At 52.2% G+C, this 16704-nt stretch carries 13 protein-coding genes; 9 read left to right on the top strand and 4 right to left on the bottom strand.

Annotation, left to right across the window (positions count from 1 at the left end; all coding sequences use genetic code 11):
• Positions 1 to 220: 220 nt before the first annotated feature.
• Complete coding sequence (locus tag ACEVJL_RS12170) at positions 221 to 1222, bottom strand: aldo/keto reductase (RefSeq protein ID WP_374738027.1); 1002 nt, start codon at positions 1220 to 1222, stop codon at positions 221 to 223.
• Between the two features lie 731 nt (positions 1223 to 1953).
• Between ACEVJL_RS12170 and ACEVJL_RS12165 the strand changes: the two genes are divergently transcribed.
• From ACEVJL_RS12165 to ACEVJL_RS12125, 9 genes are all read left to right on the top strand, one after another.
• Entirely contained in the window at positions 1954 to 2364 is a 411-nt protein-coding gene (locus ACEVJL_RS12165) for a PTS sugar transporter subunit IIA (RefSeq protein WP_374738026.1), read from the top strand.
• A gap of 56 nt (positions 2365 to 2420) precedes the next feature.
• The gene (locus tag ACEVJL_RS12160; protein ID WP_374738025.1) at positions 2421 to 3449 is read left to right on the top strand and encodes a zinc-dependent alcohol dehydrogenase; all 1029 of its coding nucleotides are present in this window, start codon (positions 2421 to 2423) and stop codon (positions 3447 to 3449) included.
• 40 nt (positions 3450 to 3489) lie between these two features.
• On the top strand, positions 3490 to 3969 hold the full coding sequence (locus ACEVJL_RS12155; RefSeq protein WP_374738024.1) for a PTS sugar transporter subunit IIB: 480 nt from the start codon (positions 3490 to 3492) through the stop codon (positions 3967 to 3969).
• 89 nt (positions 3970 to 4058) lie between these two features.
• Positions 4059 to 4811, top strand: a complete 753-nt coding sequence (locus tag ACEVJL_RS12150) for a PTS mannose/fructose/sorbose/N-acetylgalactosamine transporter subunit IIC (RefSeq protein WP_374738043.1) — start codon at positions 4059 to 4061, stop codon at positions 4809 to 4811.
• Entirely contained in the window at positions 4789 to 5643 is an 855-nt protein-coding gene (locus ACEVJL_RS12145) for a PTS system mannose/fructose/sorbose family transporter subunit IID (protein ID WP_374738023.1), read from the top strand. The genes ACEVJL_RS12150 and ACEVJL_RS12145 overlap by 23 nt, the downstream gene beginning before the upstream one ends.
• A gap of 127 nt (positions 5644 to 5770) precedes the next feature.
• A complete protein-coding gene (locus tag ACEVJL_RS12140; RefSeq protein ID WP_374738022.1) occupies positions 5771 to 6598 on the top strand; it encodes a class II fructose-bisphosphate aldolase in 828 nt (275 codons plus the stop codon).
• Positions 6599 to 6645: 47 nt separating this feature from the next.
• The gene (locus ACEVJL_RS12135; protein ID WP_374738021.1) at positions 6646 to 6909 is read left to right on the top strand and encodes an HPr family phosphocarrier protein; all 264 of its coding nucleotides are present in this window, start codon (positions 6646 to 6648) and stop codon (positions 6907 to 6909) included.
• Between the two features lie 64 nt (positions 6910 to 6973).
• Positions 6974 to 8683, top strand: a complete 1710-nt coding sequence (gene ptsP / locus ACEVJL_RS12130) for a phosphoenolpyruvate--protein phosphotransferase (protein ID WP_374738020.1) — start codon at positions 6974 to 6976, stop codon at positions 8681 to 8683.
• Between the two features lie 446 nt (positions 8684 to 9129).
• Positions 9130 to 10524 carry an MATE family efflux transporter gene (locus tag ACEVJL_RS12125; RefSeq protein ID WP_374738019.1) on the top strand — a complete coding sequence of 465 codons (1395 nt, stop codon included), beginning with the start codon at positions 9130 to 9132 and terminating at the stop codon, positions 10522 to 10524.
• A gap of 679 nt (positions 10525 to 11203) precedes the next feature.
• Here the strand turns inward: ACEVJL_RS12125 and ACEVJL_RS12120 are convergent.
• From ACEVJL_RS12120 to ACEVJL_RS12110, 3 genes are all read right to left on the bottom strand, one after another.
• Positions 11204 to 12556 carry an APC family permease gene (locus ACEVJL_RS12120; RefSeq protein WP_374738018.1) on the bottom strand — a complete coding sequence of 451 codons (1353 nt, stop codon included), beginning with the start codon at positions 12554 to 12556 and terminating at the stop codon, positions 11204 to 11206.
• Positions 12557 to 12637: 81 nt separating this feature from the next.
• Positions 12638 to 13861 (bottom strand): amidohydrolase, encoded by a 1224-nt coding sequence (locus tag ACEVJL_RS12115; RefSeq protein ID WP_374738017.1) that lies wholly within the window; start codon positions 13859 to 13861, stop codon positions 12638 to 12640.
• A 216-nt stretch (positions 13862 to 14077) separates the two neighbouring features.
• Entirely contained in the window at positions 14078 to 15997 is a 1920-nt protein-coding gene (locus ACEVJL_RS12110) for an ATP-binding protein (protein WP_374738016.1), read from the bottom strand.
• Positions 15998 to 16704: the final 707 nt, after the last annotated feature.

The following is a 16704-nucleotide window of genomic DNA, read 5'->3' as shown; positions in this document are numbered from 1 at the left end:
AAAAACATTATTCCTAACAGTAAGTGCACTACCGGGTGTCGGTCAGAAGCAAATGCGTTCTTCCTATTCACTAATCTTTGAGATTCGACTTTTGATCAGGCAGTTGTAGCCTCTTTTGTCCTGCAGACACAGCCTGTGGCTCACTCTTTTCAATAATACAAATCCCTTGCGATGCAATGCAACGCAAGGGATTTTACTTTACAAAATAAAGTCAGGCAGCTTACCATGCGTAAACTTCAGGAGCCTGACCGCCAGGGCCAGGGAAGATCCGATCCAACTCTGCCAATACGTCATCAGACAGCTTAATTTCAGTAGCATGAATGGCAGATTCAAACTGTTTGGTAGTTCTGGGCCCGATGATAGGAGCAGTTACATACGGGTTATGGAGCAGCCAAGCTAAGGCCACGTCGGCTTCGGTTTCACCCAGGTCAACACAAAGCTTGCCGTAATCGGCCAGTTGCTGCCTCTGGAACTCGGTCAGTCCGGCCGCGAACTCATCGGCGCCGCGACTGTTGGCATGATTCTTCAGCATGGCACCGCTGAGATATCCGCCATGCAGAGGACTCCAAGGCAAGAAAGCAATTCCCAACTCCTTCGCTGCAGGAAGGACCTCCAGTTCGGGCAGACGGTTAACAAGATTGTACTTATCCTGTTCGCTGACCAAGCCCAGAAAATGTCTTTTCTCTGCCTCATACTGAGCAGTCACAAGATGACGTGCGGCAAAGTTGCAGGAACCGGTATAGGTAATCTTGCCTTGAAAAGTCAGACGCTCAAAGGCGGCCCAAATCTCGGCCCAGGGAGCATGACGCTCGATGTGGTGCATCTGATAGATGTCGATGTGATCCGTCTGAAGGCGCTTCAGAGATCCCTCAACGTGCCGACGGATCTTATACGCGGAATTTCCGTCTCCGTTGGGACCTTCGCAAGAATCATTCATATTGCAGTAAACTTTGGTGGCCAAAATCACACGTTCTCTGCGCTGCCCGCCCTGAGCAAACCAGCGGCCCAAGATCTCTTCGGTCCAGCCGGTGTGGTTATTTTCATGAGATCCGTGCAGCGACCCATAGATATTGGCGGTATCAACATAGTTGATACCAGCATCCAATGCCATGTCAAGGATTCTGAACGCATCTTTTTCTTCCGTTCTGGGACCGAAGTTCATAGTTCCCAGACACAAGCGGCTGACCTTCAAACCAGTTCGTCCAAGATAGGTATAATCCATGATCGATTTCCTCCTCCAAAATTTGCTTCTGATATCTACAGGGTACCCGAACGCCCTGTGTTTGACGATTATACCCAAAAGAAATGCAAAAATCAACCCCCTTTCTTGCGTCATGTGTGACATAATTGTTGACACGGGGGGGTCTGTCAAATCAGGGGGTTGTTGGCAAAAACAAAACCCCGCCAAATTCCGCAGGAAACTCGGCAAAATATTGTATTTTTAGATAAAAATGGGCTATTATTATTATCATTTTAAGATCTCGGATTGCAGCAGCAAGAAGGCATTCTCCCGTTGCTGCAAGAACACCTCTTCTTCAAATCTTTGAAATGCACTTGGCGTGATTCGAGATTGCAAAACTATTCTCGGCCCAGATTTTGCAAAGCCGCATCATGGATAGATATTCTGCCATTCCCACACGCTGATGAACTCTGAAGGCTTTGAGGTATGGGCGAAATAGAAGGGATCCCCACCGCAGTCACAGCCTGCAGAAAGAGTTGCACAGGCCATAAGGATCGGCCTGGTAGCTGAATATGATGCCTGCCCAGCGTTAGCCATGCCTGCGGACATAGTCTTAACGTTGCGATAGGTGTAGGAGTTGCCGACACTGAATCTGCATCCAAATTACTACACTACACAAGTTGGCATACTTTTTGCTTATATGTAAAGCATCAGCACAAAACGACCAGTTGCTTTAGCAAATAACCCGGACGAAAAGAAGAGGTGAAAAAGAAATGCCAGAGAAGGAAAGAAAAATCATTTTGATGACCCACGGGAAAGTGGGTGAGCAGATGATTGAAGGTCTTGGGATGATTGTTGGAATCACAGATGAGGTATATGCAGTCCCACTGCTTCCCGGTATGAGTGTTGAGGAGTATATGGCCCAGGTATCCAGCCTACTGGAGGATCAGGAGAAGCCCTCAATTTTGTTGGTGGATATGTTTGGAGGTACGCCTTCCAATTGCGCCGGTGGCTTATCCTGCAAGTATCCGGTGGAGGTGATCTCCGGTGTCAATATTCCCATGTTAATCGAGGCTGTTCAGATCAGAGGTCTGTATTCTGGCGAGGAACTGCGACAGCATCTCGTCAAAGCCGGCGTTACCGGTGTCAACGATTTGAGTAAAATCGTGGCAGGGTGTCAATGAGCCCCCAAAAGAAAAACGACAAGTGGCAAATACCACAATTTTAGGAGGGTTTTAAAGTGAAGGGTAAAGCAGCAGTTATGACCGGCGTACGTCAGATGGAAGTTATGGAATTTGACGTGCCCAGCCCCGGCCCCAACGAGGTTCTGGTTAAGATCCAGAATTGCAACATCTGCACCACCGACTGGCAGACCTGGACTGGCGCTCGAAAGCGTGAGTTCCCCTGGGCTCCCGGCCACGAGGAGTCCGGTATCATCGCCGAACTTGGCCCTGGCGTGACCGAGTTTGAGGTTGGTGACCACGTAGCCCTGGCCTATGCTGGCTGCGGCTACTGCGAGCAGTGCAAGGTTGGCAACACCAAGAGCTGTGTGAACACTGTTGACTTGGTCCGCGACAATGTTCCCGGTAACTTCGCTATGTGCCAGTACTTCCTGGCTACTGTGCGCCGTACCTTCAAGATCAACCCCAACCTGCCCTTTGAGCAGGCCTGTTATCTGGAGCCTCTGGCAACCTCCATCCACGGTGTGCGTAAGCTGAGAGTCGAGCCTGGCGAGAGCCTGGTCGTGATTGGTGCAGGAAATCTGGGTTTGGTCAATGCTCAGGTGGCCCGTGCCTTTGGCTGCAAGGTCATGGTCAGCGAGGTTAATGAGGAGCGTTGTGAGATTGCCCGAAGCTTGGGCTTTGAGGTCATGAACCCTGCCAAGGATGACATCAAGGCTCGCACTAACGCGTTTACTCGCGGCCACGGTGTTGATAATGTTATCATCGCTGTTGGTAACACGCCCGCTACCGCTCAAGCTATGGAACTGGTCCGTCGCGATGGCCGCGTGTTGTTCTTCGCTTCTGGCCATCCCAGTCCCGATCTGAACCTGAACGTGAACGATATCCACTACGGCGGCTACGAGCTGATCGGCACCGGCGGCGCTAACTTGGTGGACTTTGAACTGTCTGCCCGCTTCCTGTCTGACGGCGTGGTAAATGTCGAGAAACTGGTCTCCCACTGTGTGCCTCTGGATGATGCTCAGCGCGCCTTTGAATTGGCCGCGACTCCTGGTAACTACCGTGTGTCCCTGGTTATGTGGCCGTAAGCCCTACCCCTAATCCACTGTATAAGAGGAGGTATACTCTATGGCAACTTTAAGTTTAGTCCGAATTGACCACCGATTGATCCACGGACAGGTCATGACCATGTGGAGCAAGGAATATGTAGTTGACCACATTATGTGCGTTGACGATCCTCTGTCCAAAGATGATTTTATGAAACAAATCTATATGATGGCAGTTCCAAGTAACATCAAGGTCAAAATGTTCTCTCTTGCTGAGGCCGCCAAGAATTGGCAGGATAATCAGTTCGGCGAGGGTCATTATCTTGTGCTGTTCCGGGATCCAAAAACTGCTCTTGATGCGTGGAAGGCCGGTTTTCATTTTGAGAAGCTGCAGGTGGGTAATGTGCCTGCTGATTCCAATTCCGAGATGGTACATAAAACCAGCCGTTTGAGCAAGAGCCATCTGCCCCCACTGATCGAGCTATCCGAGCTGGGCGTAGATATTTTTGTTCAGCCGCTTCCGGCCGAGATCCCGGTAAAGCTGAAGGATATCGTAAAGTAATTCTATGCGCATGAATGGACCGAAGGGCGGACGGGCCTTATAAAAATCCGCTCAAATATACAATTGAGGAGGAAAAAATCGTGAGTTTCATGCAAGCATTGCTAATCGGCTTACTCTATTGGTATTGTAGAAGCTGCATTGGCTACACCTTCTGTATCCGAATTAACAGCTGTCCAATGATTTTGGCACTGCCTATTGGTTTGATCATGGGTAACGTGCCTCAAGCTATGATTATCGGCACCTTCCTTCAGGTTGTTTACCTGGGCATCCAAGGCGGTTTCGGTGGCGTACTGGTAGTAGACAAGGCCCTGGCCACTTGTATCGCTGTGCCCATTGCACTGGCTGCTGGTCTGTCTCCTGAAATGGCTGTTACCGTGGCTTTTCCCTTCGGAATGCTCGGCACTCTGATCATCAATACCTTTAAAATGTGCACCACCGCTTTGGTTCACAAAGCTGACACCTATGCCGAGCAGGGAAATGCTCACATGATCCGTGTCTTAGCGTTTGGGGCTCCTCTGATCTATTTACCGCTGACCATTATCCCTGTTACTATCATCAATTTCATTGGTCCTGATATGGTGAGCGCAATTCTGGAAAATATGCCCACGTTTATTACAGCTGGCCTGACTGCGGTCGGCAAGGTGCTGCCCGCCCTGGGCTTTGCCATGGTTATGCGCCAGATTGGACGTCGCGAATTGCTGCCTTTCTTCTTCCTGGGATTCTTCCTGATGCAATACGCCCACCTGACCACCATCGGCGCCGCTATCTTTGGTTTGATCATTACTATTGTGTTCATTCAGCTTTCAGGAGGTGCTAACAATGGAACAGAATCTGCAAACTAAGACAACTGAAGAAGTGACGAAAACTTCTAAACTGACCAAGCGCGATATTTTCCGCTCCTGGCTGTCCTGGTGGTTGTTTGCAGCTGCCTCTACCTCCATGGAGCGTCTGCAGGCATTGTCCTGCTGTGCCGCTATGAGTAATATCCTTGAGAAGTTGTATACCACTAAGGAAGAGCTGAGTGCTGCCTTGAAGCGCCACTTGGCGTTCTTCAATACGCAAGCCATCTGGGGCTCCATCATCCATGGTACGGTGATTGCCATGGAGGAACAACGAGCTGACGGCGCTGACATCCCGGACGAAATGATTACCGGCTTGAAAACCGGTCTGATGGGTCCTATGGCCGGTATCGGTGATACCATCGACTGGTGTACTCTGGATCCCATTCTGCTGGTTCTGTTTATTCCTCTGGCTGGAACCGGAAATTGGTTGGGTGCCATTTTCCCCTTGCTCCTTTTCACCATTCCCACTGTTCTGAACAGCTACTATTTGTGGCATCTGGGCTACCGTGTAGGCCGTGAATCCATCTCCACATTACTGGGAAGTGGTAAGGTTAAACAGCTGATTTCAGGTGCTTCCGTGCTGGGCCTGTTCATGATGGGTGCAATCTCCGGTAGTTATGTGAAGATCACTACTCCCCTGGTCATTACCACCAGCACCCAGACCTTTGCCGTTCAGGAATTGATTTTTGACGGCCTATTCCCCGGTTTCCTCTCCCTGCTGGGTATTCTGGGCGTATATTTTTATCTGCATAAGGCAGGTCCCAAGTACACCCGTGCGATGCTTGGGCTGGTTGTGATTGGTATGGTTCTGGGCGGCTTCGGTATTCTGTAAATTTCTTCGAACCTTTTCTTTTTGATGTAGCGGGGATTTCCATTCAAGGACCCGCTACATCAAATCTATCTCACATTAGTAGTTCATTGCATTTGTTTTCGATTTGAATTCAGGAGGATATATCGATATGCTTATCAGTATGGCTACAATCCTGCAGGATGCTAAAAAGAATGGTTACGGCGTAGCCGCTCCAAACGTGTTTGACGGCGAAAGTGTTCGTGTCTGCTTTGAGGCCGCCAAGGAGATGCACGCTCCGATGATTATTGACGCCGGTGGCGTGGATCTGGAGTATATTGGTGATGTAGTTCGTTTCTATTGCAAGCGCTATCCAGAAGTGCCTGTCGCACTGAATCTAGACCACGGCGATGACCTGAAGCAGGTCGTAGAGGCAATTCGTGCCGGGTTTAGTTCGGTTATGATCGACTCATCTACCTCTCCTTTTGAGGAGAATGTGGCTGTCACCGCCGAGATTGTCAAGGTTGCCCATTCTGTTGGCGTTTCTGTCGAAGCTGAGTTAGGGCATGTAGGGCGCGGCAGCAATTATGCCAAGGACGGCGTGAGCCATCTGACTTTGCCCGAGGAGGCTGTTGAGTTTGTAAAGCAAACTGGTGTTGATTGCTTAGCCGTTGCCATTGGCACCGCTCATGGCCCTTACAATGGCGTACCCAAGTTGGACATAGATCGTCTGGATGCCATCAGCAAGGCCGTTTCTGTGCCCCTGGTACTCCACGGAGGATCTTCCACTGGTGTGGAAAACCTCCAAAATGCCATTCGCCATGGTATTTCCAAAATCAATCTGGGTACTGACTTGGCGGTTGCTGGCACCAATGCAGTTCGCAAGCTGCTCAAGCGTGATGGCGTCCGTTTGGGTGCTGTGGCACAGTTTGGAATCGAGGGCTATAAGGCTGAGCTGATTCGTTACCTGGGCCTGTTTGGCGAGAAGGACCGCTGGTAATCCCAGGATAAAAATAACTGCGTGAAGCGGAAAGGAGGAAAAACAACTTGACTGAATTGAAGGTTGTGGTAAAGGACAAGTTGGGTATCCATGCGCGTCCGGCAGCAGTAATCGCAAAGACGACTACTACCTTCAAGAGTAAAATCACTCTTGAACTGAACGGAAAGACTGCATTGGCCAACAGCATCCTGCAGATCATGTTCCTGACCGCAAAGAAAGATGACAGTGTACTAATTCGCACTGAAGGAGAAGATGAGGTCGAAGCTGCCAAGGCAATTGCAGAAATCATTAGCTCCGAAATTCCTACGTAATAGATTTTGAGCTTGGTTGATCAGCTTTGTTATATCAGTTCCCAATAGAATCGAGGTGTCCAGTATGCCCATAGGAATTGCAGCATCGCCAGGAATTGTCATTGGAACAGTCTATTTATTTGAACAGGCGGATATTCATCTTCATTTGGAATCGATTTCTGAAGAAGAAGTTGCAGAACAACTGGAGCGTATGCAGAGTGCCGTAGAGCAATCTAAAGCACAGCTACATACCCTTCAGGAACAAGTTGCGCTGAATCTTGGACCAGGGAAAGCCGGAATCATGGATGCACATTTGATGATTCTAGAAGATGTGTCGTTTATCAGCGAGATTAAAAACATGATCTGCACCAAAAGAGTAAAAGCAGAGTGGGCAATTTTGCAGGTTGGTCAGATGCTTCAGGCCAGTTTTGAAAGCGTTGAAGACGAGTATATGCGAGATAGGGCGGCTGATATTCGGGATGTTACAGACAGAATGGTCAAAAATGTTCTGAATATTCCAATTAAGACTCTTTCAAATATCGGTAGGCCAGTTGTTGTAGTTACACACAATTTGTCTCCCACCGATACCGCACAGCTTGATCGTGATAATGTGATGGCTTTGGTATCTGACATAGGAGGGCAGACCTCTCATGCTGCGATTATGGCGCGCTCATTGGAACTGCCTGCCGTAGTTGGACTTGGGGATTTTTCTGATCAGGTTTCCGATGGCGATACGGTTATTGTGGATGGTTGCAAGGGCGAAGTGATTCTGAATCCGGACCAATTGCTGATTGAACAGTATGAGGCAGCCAGTCAGGAGTACAAGAATTACCGTGAGCAGCTGCACATATTAAAGGATCTTCCTGCAGAGACCAAAGATAAGGCTCGCAGAGTTGAACTATTTGCGAATATTGGCACTCCGGACGATGTGGAATCTGCGCTGGCAAACGGAGCCGAAGGGGTAGGCTTGTTCCGAAGTGAGTTCCTCTATATAAATCGAAACACCATGCCAACAGAGGACGAGCAGTTCAAAGCTTACAAAGCTGTGGCGGAGGATATGTCCCCCCGTCCGGTCACCATCCGTACACTGGATATCGGCGGTGACAAAAACTTGCCTTACCTTAAAATGATTCCAGAAGAAAATCCCTTCCTGGGATGCAGAGCAATTCGACTGTGCCTCGAGCGGCCTGAGTTGTTCAAGACACAGCTGCGAGCGATTTTGCGCGCTAGTCACTATGGTAAGATTCGTATTATGTACCCAATGATTTCCAACGTGGGAGAAATCAAGCGAGCCAACGCCATTTTAGACCAGGCAAAGGACGAGTTGCGGGCAGAGAAAGTTCCGTTTGATAATAGTATCGAAGTCGGAATAATGGTTGAAATTCCAGCGGCTGCTGTGGCTGCGGATCAGTTAATTAAATATGTGGACTTTTTCAGCATTGGAACCAATGATTTGATTCAGTATACCGCAGCAGTAGACCGTATGAACGAGAGAGTGTCTTACCTATATGAACCGCTTCAGCCCGCAGTACTTCGATTGGTCAAGCATGTAATCGAATCTTCCCATGCAGCGGGAAAGTGGACCGGCATGTGCGGCGAAATGGCAGGAGATGTCGGTGCCACAGCAGTTTTACTGGGATTGGGTCTGGATGAATTCTCTATGAGCGCCTCTTCCATATCCCAGGTCAAGAACACTGTACGTTCTTTGAGTGTTGCGCAAGCAGAAAAATTGGCGAAAGATGTACTTGCTTTGGATACACCCGAGGAAATTCGGGAGCGAATTAGCCGAGGCTGAGGAATCTGTGTTCTTAGTTCTGGAATAAACTGTAACCGACCCCGGAAAGGCGCATAAATGCCTTTCCGGGGTGTTCCTCTGCAAAAGCGGTCACAAACGGCCACCAGTGCGAGTGGCGGTGAACGGCCGCTGTGCGTTGCCAGCAGCCAGAGCAAAAACCAAAATTAATCCGAAAGTAGCATCCTCCATAATAGTGGTATCCGCAACAGCGGAAATTCACTATTAGGCGGGTAATGGATGTTATAATATAAAGACATCATTACAAAATACTACACTTTGGGTGTGAGCAGTCGAGAAATTGCTGAAGAGTTATCGGTCAGCAAATCCGGCGTCAATGACTTCCTGCGCACATCCAAGGAATGCAAAAGCCTCGGCTCGGGGCATAAATATATGTGTCAGACAAAGGGTAATCAAAGTGACTCAAAACAACACAAAGAGGGAAGACGATGGGAATACCACTTGATTTAATAGATAAAAAAAATCCCATCTGGAAGCTAGTCTTCATGTTGGCTTGGCCTGCAGTAGTAGAACAGTTACTTCAAACCATTGTAGGTTATGTAGACACGGCTATGGTAGGCAACATCAGTGTTGCAGCTACCGCAGCGGTAGGAGTTACCTCATCAACGGTTTGGATGATCAATGGTTTTATGAACGCAGTAGGTATCGGTTATGCTGTGCAGGTGGCCCATCATCTTGGCGCTGGAGATGCGGAGAAAGCGCAGACAGTTGTCCGTCAGGCAATACTGGCTATCTTGGTCCTGGGTTCGGTTCTGACGATACTCGTGGTGTTTATTATCGCACCTAATCTACCGATTTGGATGCGAGCGGATGCGGAAGTAACATCTCTATCCACAGCTTACTTTCAGATTTTAGGAACTACCTATCTGTTTAATATCTCACTGGTACTCTGCTCTAATATATTGCGCTGTGCAGGCGATATGAAGACACCGATGAAGTACAATATTCTGACCAATGTCATCAATGTAATTGGAAACTATTTTCTAATTTATCCAACAAGGGAAGTAAATCTGTTTGAACATACCTTTGTATTGCCCAGAGCGGGATTGGGAGTAAAAGGCGCAGCAATTGCTACAGCGATTTCTATTATTTTCTCCGGTGTATGTATGGTGTTGGTCATTTTTATGCGTAAATCCCCTGTCCAGATCCATCTGTGTGAGGATTTCAGGCCACAGCCGATTGTTATACGGCAGGTAGTTCGACTTGGGGCACCAATCGCACTGGAGCGTATGACGGTTTCCATGGGGCATATCGCATCCACTGCAATGATCAGCGGACTAGGGACAATTTCATTAGCAGCAAACCAACTGGCCAGCACCGGAGAATCACTCTGCTACATGCCAGTTAACGGCTTTTCCATGGCAGGAACAACTTTAGTTGCACAGTATCTTGGCGCTGATGATGAGAGTCGCGCCTATCAGTCCGGTCAATGGGCTATCCGCCTGGCGGTGCTTGTAATGATTGTGTGTAGCGCAGCTATGTATCTATTGGCTTGTCCAATCATAGACATTTTTTCCAATGATGCACAAGCGATTGCTCTGGGCGCGACAATGCTGCGGATCGAAGCTTTTGCTGAACCGTTTCAGGCAATTGGAGTTGTTATCGGAGGAGTCCTAAATGGTGCTGGAGACAATAAGTGGCCCTTTTATATCTCTACTGTGGGCATGTGGATCGTGCGTCTTCCAGTTGCACTGTTCTTGATTACAATCTGTCACTGGGGTTTAGAGGGTATTTGGGTAGCAATGATTGTGGACTGGGTAATCCGGGCCTGCACGTCCTATACTCGATTCTATCGGAAGCGGTGGATGACAGTCTGGCACTAAGACAGAGGATCTCGGACTATCCTCTAACCGATGCACGGAAATATCGGCAAAATACATCTTAATGAGCGCTTCTTCGCTACTCTCCCTGTGGTAATACCGCTTAAAAATAGATAACTGTATACGAATCAAGTCCACATACAACTTGTGCCTCTCATTGGCCGGTGTCAGCGCCCACTCTTGCCGATCCATAAGGTCCACCGCCCCAACCTCATTCACCCCGAGTGCCAGTTTATTTTCAGTCAACCCTGCTCTTTGCGCGTAACAATCTAAATACTGTGAAAGAAATAATTATATTGCATGACCAAACTGAAAACAACAGGCTACCAAGCCGTAGGTTGTTGTATGTATAACGTAGGCATCAACCAGCTCAAAGGATCACTCGCTGATTATTGCTTTCGATTTTTCTGCTACAATCATTTGCTCATATCGGTTCCCAGATAATAACTACCTACCCCGGCAAACGCACATTCCACACCTGCTGGAACTGCTTTTTGCCCGTTCATGTCCGACACCCCGGAAAGCAACGCTTTCCGGGGTGTCGGACATGAAGAAAATGAGAGAACCTGAGCGGCAACTTCGGCGGGAGCGATCTCTCGACGGAGTTTTTGTGCAAAAGTCGTAGACCGGCACATGGCCGCCAGCGTGATCAGCGACACGGGCAGAGGTCATCCGTCCAGAGTCAGGACAGTTCATAGCTGTCTTCCACCTTCACCTTGCCGCTTTTGAACCGGACGCTGCCGAATACGAAGGCGAAGGCTACCACAGCCAGGTTGCCCAGCAGCAGCGGCAGGGGCAGCTTGAAGGAGGAGGTGATGCCGGAGACAACGATGATCAGCAGGTCCACCACGCACAGGGCCTTCAGAGCGGTGTCGCTGATGTGGAAGGCGGACTTGTTCCAGGCCTCGGGCAGCACCTTGGGCATCCGCCACAGGCACAGCACTATCATGGACTTGGTGATGGCGCCCACGGTGATGGTGATGTTGCTGATGATGCCGATGTCGATGTTGAAGGCGATGGGCACAAAGCCGATGACGTAGTAGAAGGCCAGCAGGATCAGGGGGGTGCGGTACTTGGGATGCAGGCGGGCCAGGGAGCGGGGATACCAGCCGTCGTTGCAGGCCTGCATCAGGGGCTTGGTGCAGGTGGCGATGGAGCTGTTCAGGGTGGTCAGCAGGGCCATCCAGCCGCCGCCGATGCAGAACAGGTAGTACAGGGGCTTGGAGAGAATGGCGTTGGCCACGATGCTCAGGGGCTGGCCGGCCACCTGGTCCACAGGCAGCACGCCGGCGGCCACGATGCCGATCAGGCCGTAGAACACGGAGACGCCCAGGGTAGAGAACAGCATGACCCGGGGAATGTCACGGGTGGGATTCTTGGCCTCGCCGCTCATCTGGGTGACGTACTGGGCGCCGTCGCAGGTATAGCTCATGAGTACAGAGGCCGACCACAGGCCCGCAAAGCCCTTGGTCATGAACTGGGTGGGCTCGAAGTAGTTGCCATCCAGCTTCGTGAGGCCGACGGCGGTGAAAATGGTCAGAGAGATCACCAGCAGCACCACGGCCATGTTCTGGACCTTGGCGAAGGCGTTGATGCCGAAGGTGTTGGTGATGAACAGCAGGGTCAGGATGCCCAGGGCGATGGTTTTCCGGGTGAGACTGGGCAGGAAGGGCATGGCGTAGTCCGCGAAGGACAGAGCGTACATGGACAGCGTGACGCTGGTCAGCAGGGCGATCATGGAGTAGGTGCCGGTCCAGCGGGGGCCCAGGAAGGTGCCCACCATGGAGTAGTCGCCGCCTCTGTAACGGGCTACGGAGTTCAGGAAGATCTGGGGGGAACGGGCCAGAATGGAGATGAGACCGCCAATGATGAAGGCGATGCAGATGCTTCGGCCGGTGTCATCAATACCCCAGCCGGTGAGGGACATAATGCCCGAACCGATGATGGAGCCGACGCCCACCGCCATCAGGTCCCAGAAGCCCAGGACGCGCTTCAGGTCTTTTGTGGACGACAGGTTGTTTGCGTTGTTTGACATGTGGTTCTCTCCTCTCTCTTTATTGGACACTTGCTTCAGACAAGCGGCATACCAGGGTCGCCTGCCGGGAACACGGGGGGATTACTCGTGGTAGTTTTTGGCGAACTCAGCCTTCAGCTGCCCTAACTTCTCCGGATCACCGGCCACCCGCAGGCCTGTCAGGGCCATCAGCTTGCCGGCCAGCATGCACTGGTCGATGGGATACTCGTTGCAGGTCAGCAGAGCCGTCTCATCGGCGTGGCCCACGGGGGTGGGCTCGTCGTCGTGGACGATGGGGAAGGTGATCTCCACCGTGGGGATCTTGTAGGCCACGCAGCCCAGGTCAGAAGAAGCTTTGGGCAGGTTGCCAAAGGTGAAGCGGGAGGAGTCGATGCCCAGGTCGGCGGCGTACTCGGCGGCCTGGTGGTACAGGGAGGGGACGGGGGTGGCGCAGTACCAGGGGGCATCCCACTTGTAGATGGCGGTGGTGTCCGTCATCAGCTCGGCGCCTTTGATGATGTTGTCCACCCGGCGCATCAGAGAATTCAGCTCGGCGGAGTCGTTGGTCCGCAGTTCCACGTTCAGCGTGGCCAAATCGGGGACGGAGTTGGCCGCCGTGCCACCATTGGAGATGATGTAATGGATGCGGTTGGTCTCCACCATGTGCTCCCGCAGGAACTCCAGACCCATGGTGGTGAGGATCACCGCGTCTAGGGCGCTGCGGCCCTTTTCCGGGGCGGAGGAGGCGTGGGCGGTGCGGCCCTTGAAGGTGAGCCAGTTGTCGTGGGTGGGCCAGACGATGGCCTTGCCAGTGACCTCGGAGCCCCAGTCGGCGCCGTAGTGATTGGCCAGCATCAGGTCCACCTCGTCCATGTAGCCGCCCTCCAGAATGTAGTGCTTGGAGCCCTCCAACTCCTCGGCGGGGGTGCCGTAGACGATGACGGAGCCGATAGGGGCAAAGACTTCTTTCAGGGCCAGGGCGGCGGAGAAGCCGGCGGCGGCGATCAGGTTGTGGCCGCAGGCGTGGCCGTTGGGCAGGGCGTCATACTCCAGCATCAGTCCAATGACGGGGCCGCCCTCCTTCCCCTGGGACACAGCCTTGAAGGCGGTGGGCATGTCCACGTCCTGGTTGAATTTGGGGTGCTTTCCGGTTAGGCCACGCTGGACCTCGAAGCCCTCTTTTTCCAGGGCGTTCATCAGCAGGGTAGACGACTGAAACTCCTCCCAGCCCACTTCCTTGAATTCCCAGATTTTTTTGGCGATCTTATGGATCTTGTCCCGGTTTTCGTCGATGACTTCCATCATCCGCTTTTCCTCAGGGGTCATTCCATTCCCTCCATTTCAAAAATTCACGGACTGCCGGTCCGTTTTTTCCGGTGAGTTCGCTTTCAGTATAGCCGCGGGCCGTTAAAACTCCGTTAATATCCCCGGCGATTTTCAGAAAACATAAAAAAACAGCTCACAGTTTTTTAACGAAAAAATCTGTGAGCCGAAAATCAGGAGACGGTAATTTGTCGCGGCCGGAAAGAGCGCGCACAGCTTTCACTGGACCTGGAGGTCCCGCAACGCCTCCGCCCGCTCCGGGTCGCCGCCGTATTCATAGTGGCGGATGGTGTAGGGCAGCAGGATGCGCCAGCGGTCGCCGGTCTTTTTCTTGTCGTAAAACTCGGCCACGGTGCGGTGCCACAGCCGCCGCTTGCCCATGGACAGGTTCTGGTGAACATAGTCCTTGTAGAACTGGTGCTTAAACTTGTAGACGATGCCGCTGCCCCAAGGCTGCTCCACGATAAACCCGGCAGTCAGCAGTTGGTCCAGCAGCTCGATCAGTTCCATAGGCGGGATGCCCACCAGGATCTCCAGATCCTCCAGGTTGGCGTGCTCGAAGTGGATAGACAGAGCGTCCAGCACCCGCCGTTGCTGGGGGGTGAGCCGGTCCAGCCGCAGCTGGATCAGCATGTCGATCCGGGGCAGCGGACAGTCTTTTTTCCACCCCTCCTGGCGGATGACGTTCAGCGTCTCCATTAGCACCAGGGGATTCCCCTCCGTGCGGAGGAACAGCTCGTGGGCGTCCGAGCTGCTGTCCTCCGACAGCTGCAGTACCTCTCGGATGATGGCGCAGGTCTCCTCCTCCGAAAAGGAGGAGAGGGGCAGGGAGGTGATGATGTTCCGCTCCTGCAGGGCCAGCAGCAGCCCGCGGATGTGCTTTTTCTCGTCGGTACGGCAGGTGGCGATGAGAAACACCTGGTCATTGCCAAATTCGATCATGATCCGCTGCAAAAGCCGCTGACTGACGGAATCCATCCATTGGAGGCTATCAAAATACAGAACAATCTTCCACTGTTTGACCAGTTCCTTAAACAGCCCCAGCACACCGTTGATCAGCGCGACGGAGGCCCAGGTTCCGTCACCGTCCTCCTCTGCAATACGACGAGAGAGCAGGGCCGACAGCAATCCCAAGCTGCTGTCAGACAGCTGGAGGATTCCGGTGGCACACAGGTTCTCCAGCTGGACGAACAGATCCCGCCACGCCTTTAGAGGGAATCTCTCCTCTGCGCTGTAACAGTGAGAAGCCAACTGTAACACACTGGAGCCGTAGTTCATCTCAAAAATCTGCTGCATCAGCATAGTCTTTCCCACGCCCTCTTCGCCCTCAATAACCACGGAGATCGTAGACTCCCCATTCAAAAACCAGAAAATCCGCTCGTCGATGTACTGCACCTCCGTCATCCGGCCGAAGAAATTGGCCCGGGCGCTGGGCTTGCGGAGGGAGGACACCTTTTTCCGGTGGAGCAGAGTCCGGTACAGCAACTCCGCCGCATGGGAGGGCACCTCAGCCAGATCGTCCTGCAGCCGCTTGTTATACTCCTGATACAGCCGCAGTCCCAGGTCGTACTTTTCCGCTTGGGCGAAGCACTTCATGCCGGTGAGGACCATCTCCTCGTCCCAAGGCTTCCAGAACTGCCAGATGTCGATGAGCCGCTGCAGCCGGGCGGCATCTCGGTAGACGGCGGGGTCTTTCAGCTGGTTTTCAATGTAGGACAGACTGCGGGAAATCTGTTGTTCCCGCTTTTTCTCCACCCAAGCGTCAAACTCAGGGCAGTCTTTGAGATAGAAAAAGTCCAAAAGCCGCTCCCGGGACAGGGCAAATTCCGGGTCCGGCGCGTCCCAGTCCGTCCGCACGCTGCGCCGCTGGTTCAACTTCAAACCGTTCCGCCCCTGGAGGATGACGATGTCCTCCCCCAGACAGCGGCGGATTTGAAACAGTGCCTGACGTAGGTTCTGCCGGCCGGAGTCCTCGTCGCAGGAACCCCAGAAGAGGGAAACCAGTTCGTCGCGGCTGGCGTTCTTCTCCACACAGAGGTAATAGAGAATGCCCTCCGCTTTCCGGTAGGGGAAGTGGACCAGTTCTCCATTCTGATAAACGCCCGGCGTACCCAGAAGCGTCACCCGATAGTCTGACACAGCGATTTCCTCCGATCCGGTCTGATGAATTTCCGCCATCTCCGGCAGCTTGTATGGTTTTCCTATATTTATGAACCAATTTACCATAGTTCGCGGTGCTTGAAAAGCCCTGAATTTTCCGCATCCTCCACACGCATCTGTAATTGCGTACGGAACGCAGCATGCACACCAGTGTCGTGGATGTCGGTGATGTAAAGATACAGGGGTATATCCAGTACCCAGATACTCCCCTGTTCCACCGGGCGTAGAGTTTCCGGTAGCTCTCCCGGATAGAGGCGTAGAGCCCGGCGCGAAGCGGAGACAGTCAACTCCTTGCCGAAACGGTGCTGTCAGCATGCGCCCCCCTCCTTCCATAGGAAAAACACGCCGCTGTATAGCAACTCCCGCCCATCCCACAGGAAGATAGCGACGAGGACAGTACCCATCCGCCGGTTGTTCAGCTCCTTGAGCAGGCTCTAACGGTCCGCTGGAGCGTGCACAGCAGGTAGTCCAGTTCGGCTCTGGAATGCTCCTCCCCCGCAAAAGAGGCATGGACACTCCAGCAGCAACCGCCCTTTTGGGCGTGATTCAGGTTGTCCCGGAGTTGTTCCTTGTAACTGTGGCGGGCAACCCAACGCTCCGGTGGCTGGGGCGTCCTGCAAGAAAGCTTTCAAAAGATCTTCCCGATTTTTCTCGAAGAACCACGGGATCCGGTCATGATGACTGAT

The sequence above is a fragment of the Flintibacter porci genome (genome assembly GCF_041925195.1).
Lineage (GTDB): Bacteria > Bacillota > Clostridia > Oscillospirales > Oscillospiraceae > Lawsonibacter > Lawsonibacter porci.
Note: the sequence above shows the minus strand (reverse complement) of the source record. Positions and strands in the feature narration are given on the sequence as shown.